The 5,365-nt window shown below is 61.1% G+C and carries 5 protein-coding genes; 4 read left to right on the top strand and 1 reads right to left on the bottom strand.

Annotated features, from left to right (window positions below; translation table 11 throughout):
• Window positions 1-220 precede the first annotated feature (220 nt).
• The 4 genes from SJ312_RS22760 (at window position 221) to SJ312_RS22775 (ending at window position 4,713) form a co-directional block, all read left to right on the top strand.
• Entirely contained in the window at window positions 221-1,903 is a 1,683-nt protein-coding gene (locus tag SJ312_RS22760) for a Mu transposase C-terminal domain-containing protein (protein ID WP_010791757.1), read from the top strand.
• Between the two features lie 2 nt (window positions 1,904-1,905).
• Window positions 1,906-2,814 carry a TniB family NTP-binding protein gene (locus SJ312_RS22765; RefSeq protein ID WP_000393453.1) on the top strand — a complete coding sequence of 303 codons (909 nt, stop codon included), beginning with the start codon at window positions 1,906-1,908 and terminating at the stop codon, window positions 2,812-2,814.
• Complete coding sequence (locus SJ312_RS22770; RefSeq protein ID WP_134901585.1) at window positions 2,811-4,028, top strand: TniQ family protein; 1,218 nt, start codon at window positions 2,811-2,813, stop codon at window positions 4,026-4,028. Before SJ312_RS22765 ends, SJ312_RS22770 begins: the two co-directional genes overlap by 4 nt.
• Window positions 4,029-4,089: 61 nt before the next feature.
• A complete protein-coding gene (locus tag SJ312_RS22775; protein ID WP_003155741.1) occupies window positions 4,090-4,713 on the top strand; it encodes a recombinase family protein in 624 nt (207 codons plus the stop codon).
• Between the two features lie 248 nt (window positions 4,714-4,961).
• On the opposite strand, the gene qacE is transcribed toward SJ312_RS22775, so the two are convergent.
• The gene (qacE, locus tag SJ312_RS22780) at window positions 4,962-5,294 is read right to left on the bottom strand and encodes a quaternary ammonium compound efflux SMR transporter QacE (protein ID WP_010890145.1); all 333 of its coding nucleotides are present in this window, start codon (window positions 5,292-5,294) and stop codon (window positions 4,962-4,964) included.
• Between the last annotated feature and the right edge of the window lie 71 nt (window positions 5,295-5,365).

Here is a 5,365-nt window from a genome sequence, read left to right on the forward strand (position 1 = left end):
TGCGCCTGTCCCTGGCGGTTCGCAGCCGTCAGATTGAGGCATACCCTAACCTGATGTCAGATGCCATGTGTAAATTGTGTCATTTTCAGAAGACGACTGCACCAATTGACGGGGCGTAACGCCAGATGTGCAGGCGACTCCTGACAACGCAATATCAGAAGTCATCTGCACCAATCTCGACTATGCTCAATACTCGTGTGCACCAAAGCGAGGTGTGAGCATGGCGTCAGACACATCATTGATTGCCGAGCAAGGCGTGGCCACCCTGCCCGATGCGGCTTGGGCGCAGGCCCGGCAACGGGCGGAAATCATCGGGCCGCTGGCAGCGCTTGATGTGGTCGGGCATGAAGCCGCCGATGCCGCTGCTCACGCGCTTGGCCTGTCCAGGCGGCAGGTGTATGTCCTAATCCGCCGTGCCCGGCAAGGTGCTGGGCTTGTGACGGACCTGGCTCGCAGCCGATCCGGCGGCGGAAAAGGCAAGGGACGCTTGCCGGAATCAGTTGAGCGCATCATCCGCGAGTTGCTGCAAAAGCGCTTCCTGACCAAGCAGAAGCGTAGCCTGGCAGCGTTCCACCGCGAGGTCGCGCAGGCTTGCAAAGCGCAAAAGCTGCGGGCGCCGGCGCGCAACACCGTGGCTCTGCGGATCGCCGGCCTCGATCCGCTCAAGGCCACTCGCCGCCGGGAAGGTCAGGATGCGTCCCGCAGCCTGCAAGGTGTCGGTGGTGAGCCTCCCGCCGTGACCGCGCCACTGGAACAAGTGCAGATTGATCACACGGTCATCGACCTGATCGTGGTGGACGAGCGCGACCGGCAACCGATTGGCCGTCCGTATCTGACCATCGCCATCGACGTGTTTACCCGCTGCGTGCTCGGCATGGTCGTCACGCTGGAAGCGCCGTCATCTGTTTCGGTCGGCCTGTGCCTTGTGCATGTCGCCTGCGACAAGCGTCCCTGGCTGGAGGGTCTGAACATAGAAATGGAGTGGCCGATGAGCGGTAAGCCCAGGCTGCTCTACCTGGACAACGCGGCCGAGTTCAAGAGCGAAGCGCTACGCCGAGGCTGCGAGCAGCATGGCATCCGGCTTGACTATCGCCCGCTCGGGCAGCCGCACTACGGCGGCATCGTGGAACGGATCATCGGCACGGCGATGCAGATGATCCACGACGAATTGCCAGGGACGACCTTCTCCAACCCTGACCAGCGCGGCGACTACGATTCCGAAAACAAGGCCGCCCTGACGCTGCGTGAGCTGGAGCGCTGGCTCACATTGGCGGTCGGCACCTACCACGGCTCCGTGCACAACGGCCTGCTCCAGCCGCCGGCAGCGCGCTGGGCCGAAGCTATCGCGCGGACCGGCGTGCCAACCGTCATCACTCGCACCACGGCTTTTCTGGTCGATTTTCTGCCCATCATCCGCCGCACGCTGACCCGCACCGGCTTCGTCATCGACCACATCCATTACTACGCCGATGCGCTCAAGCCGTGGATAGCTCGGCGCGACCGCTTGCCTGCGTTCCTGATCCGGCGCGACCCGCGCGACATCAGCCGCATTTGGGTGCTGGAGCCGGAGGGGCAGCACTATCTGGAAATTCCATACCGCACCTTGTCGCACCCGGCTGTCACCCTCTGGGAACAACGACAGGCGCTGGCGAAATTGCGGCAGCAAGGGCGCGAACAGGTGGATGAGTCGGCGCTGTTTCGCATGATCGGCCAGATGCGCGAAATCGTGTCCACCGCGCAGAAAGCTACGCGCAAGGCGCGGCGCGACGCGGATCGACGCCAGCATCTCAAGGCAACGGCAGTTCTTTTCAAAACCACGCCACCACCGGACGCGGACATGGCTGACCCGCAGGCAGACAACCAGCCACCTGCCAAACCGTTCGACCAGATTGAGGAGTGGTAGTCGTGGAAGAATATCCCATCATCGACTTGTCCCACCTGATGCCGGTGGCCCAGGGCTTGGCCCGTCTTCCGGCGGACGAACGCATCCATCGCCTTCGCGCTGACCGCTGGATCGGCTATCCGCGAGCAGTCGAGGCGCTGAATCGGCTGGAAGCCCTGTATGCGTGGCCGAACAAACAACGCATGCCCAACCTGCTGTTGGTCGGTCCAACCAACAACGGCAAGTCGATGATCGTCGAGAAATTCCGCCGCACCCACCCGGCCAGCTCCGACGCCGACCAGGAGCACATTCCGGTACTGGTCGTGCAGATGCCATCCGAACCGTCGGTAATCCGCTTCTACGTCGCGCTACTTGCCGCGATGGGCGCGCCATTGCGCCCGCGCCCACGGCTGCCGGAAATGGAGCAATTGGCGCTGGCACTGCTACGCAAGGTCGGCGTGCGCATGCTGGTGATCGACGAATTGCACAACGTCCTGGCCGGCAACAGCGTCAACCGCCGGGAATTCCTCAACCTGCTGCGTTTCCTCGGCAACGAGCTGCGCATCCCGCTGGTCGGGGTCGGCACACGCGATGCCTACTTGGCGATCCGCTCGGACGACCAGTTGGAAAACCGCTTCGAGCCGATGATGCTGCCGGTGTGGGAGGCCAACGACGATTGCTGCTCACTGCTGGCCAGCTTCGCGGCTTCGCTCCCGCTGCGGCGACCCTCGTCGATTGCCACGCTGGATATGGCCCGCTACCTGCTCACGCGCAGCGAGGGCACCATCGGCGAGCTGGCGCACCTGTTGATGGCGGCGGCCGTCGCTGCCGTGGAGAGCGGTGAGGAAGCGATCAACCATCGCACGCTCAGCATGGCCGATTACACCGGTCCCAGCGAGCGGCGGCGGCAATTCGAGCGGGAACTGATGTGAAGCCAGCGCCACACTGGCCACTGCATCCGGCTCCCAGGGAAGGCGAAGCCTTGTCTTCGTGGCTCAACCGCGTGGCCCTTTGCTATCACATGGAGGTGTCCGAGCTGCTGGAGCACGATCTTGGTCACGGCCAGGTTGATGACCTGGACACCGCGCCACCACTGGCGCTGCTGGCGATGCTCTCCCAGCGGAGCGGCATCGAGCCGGACCGGCTGCGTTGCATGAGTTTCGCCGGCTGGGTGCCTTGGCTACTGGACAGCCTTGATGATCAGATTCCAGACGCATTGGAAACCTATGCGTTCCAGCTCTCGGTGCTGCTGCCGAAACTCCGCCGTAGGACGCGATCCATCACGAGCTGGCGTGCCTGGCTGCCCAGCCAGCCGATACATCGCGCCTGCCCGCTCTGTCTGAACGACCCGGCAAACCAAGCCGTACTGCTTGCATGGAAGCTGCCCCTGATGCTGAGCTGCCCGCTGCATGGCTGCTGGCTGGAATCCTATTGGGGCGTGCCTGGGCGGTTTCTCGGCTGGGAGAACGCCGACACTGCGCCGCGCACCGCCAGCGACGCGATTGCGGTGATGGACCGGCGCACCTGGCAGGCACTGACGACCGGCCATGTGGAGCTGCCGCGCCGACGCATCCACGCTGGATTGTGGTTTCGGCTACTACGCACGCTGCTCGATGAGCTGAACACCCCGCTTTCGACGTGCGGAACCTGCGCGGGGTATCTCCGCCAAGTCTGGGAAGGCTGCGGGCATCCGCTGCGTGCTGGGCAAAGTCTGTGGCGACCGTATGAAACCCTGAATCCGATAGTACGGTTACAGATGCTGGAGGCGGCGGCAACGGCAATCAGCTTGATTGAGGTGAGGGACATCAGCCCGCCAGGCGAGCAGGCAAAGCTATTCTGGTCCGAGCCCCAAACCGGGTTCACCAGTGGCCTGCCGACGAAAGCGCCGAAGCCCGAGCCCATCAATCACTGGCAGCGTGCAGTCCAGGCCATCGACGAGGCCATCATTGAAGCGCGACACAACCCCGAGACGGCACGCTCGCTGTTCGCGTTGGCTTCCTATGGTCGGCGCGATCCCGCTTCCTTGGAACGGTTGCGCGCCACCTTCGTGAAGGAAGGCATCCCGCCGGAATTTCTGTCACATTACCTGCCTGATGCACCCTTTGCATGTCTTAAACAAAATGACGGGTTAAGTGACAAATTTTGACGGATAGAGCTTTCCGGCTCACACTGTCACATAATCGAACGTATACGTGACGGGTGAAAAGGTGCTGATCGGCTACATGCGGGTATCGAAGGCGGACGGATCCCAGTCCACCAATTTGCAACGCGATGCGCTCATCGCCGCTGGTGTGAGCCTTGCGCACCTTTACGAGGATCTGGCCTCGGGCAGGCGCGATGATCGCCCAGGGTTGGCTGCTTGCCTGAAGGCGCTTCGTGAAGGGGACACGCTGATCGTGTGGAAGCTCGATCGGCTTGGCCGTGATCTGCGCCACCTGATCAACACCGTGCACGACCTAACTGCGCGTAGCGTGGGCCTGAAGGTCCTGACCGGTCACGGTGCGGCGGTCGACACGACGACTGCCGCCGGCAAGCTTGTGTTCGGTATTTTTGCCGCGCTGGCCGAGTTCGAGCGTGAGTTGATTTCCGAGCGAACAGTCGCTGGACTTATCTCGGCGCGCGCTCGCGGCAGGAAAGGGGGGCGCCCCTTCAAGATGACCGCCGCCAAGCTACGCCTGGCGATGGCCAGCATGGGGCAACCGGAAACCAAGGTGGGCGATCTCTGCGAAGAACTCGGGATTACCCGGCAGACGCTCTACCGGCACGTGTCGCCCAAGGGCGAACTGCGGCCAGACGGCGTAAAGCTGCTCTCCCTCGGTTCAGCCGCATAAATGGAGGCGACCTGGAACGGGGCGCTGTTCAGTGCGGCAACGATCCGATTACCGGTGTCGACCCAGAGCAGCCGTAGAGCTTTTGGGAAAGCTGTCGTTCAACGCCGAGTTCAGCGGCAGTTTTTAAGTTGTGATTTTATGGAATACTTTTGCGCAGCAAAACCATAAAGCCGCGACTTAAAAACTGTCCAGCGCAGGCACGAAGTGCTGGAGCGGTGCTGCAACGACTTGTTAGATGACTGAGTTTATTAGTGGGCACTTGCTTTGGAAAGCAAGTTTAAAACTACTACACCACTAACTATGAGCCCCATACCTACAAAGCCCCACGCATCAAGCTTTTGCCCATGAAGCAACCAGGCAATGGCTGTAATTATGACGACGCCGAGTCCCGACCAGACTGCATAAGCAACACCGACAGGGATGGATTTCAGAACCAGAGAAAGAAAATAAAATGCGATGCCATAACCGATTATGACAACGGCGGAAGGGGCAAGCTTAGTAAAGCCCTCGCTAGATTTTAATGCGGATGTTGCGATTACTTCGCCAACTATTGCGATAACAAGAAAAAGCCAGCCTTTCATGATATATCTCCCAATTTGTGTAGGGCTTATTATGCACGCTTAAAAATAATAAAAGCAGACTTGACCTGATA

Origin of the sequence: Providencia sp. CIM-Carb-044, assembly GCF_033901115.1 — a bacterium.
GTDB classification, from domain to species: Bacteria; Pseudomonadota; Gammaproteobacteria; order Enterobacterales; family Enterobacteriaceae; genus Providencia; species Providencia hangzhouensis.

Bases quoted from the DNA above. Each gene is read 5' to 3' on its own strand.
- SJ312_RS22760 (WP_010791757.1), top strand. From the start codon at position 221: ATGGCGTCAGACACATCATTGATTGCCGAGCAAGGCGTGGCCACCCTG.
- qacE (WP_010890145.1), bottom strand. From the start codon at position 5,294: ATGAAAGGCTGGCTTTTTCTTGTTATCGCAATAGTTGGCGAAGTAATC.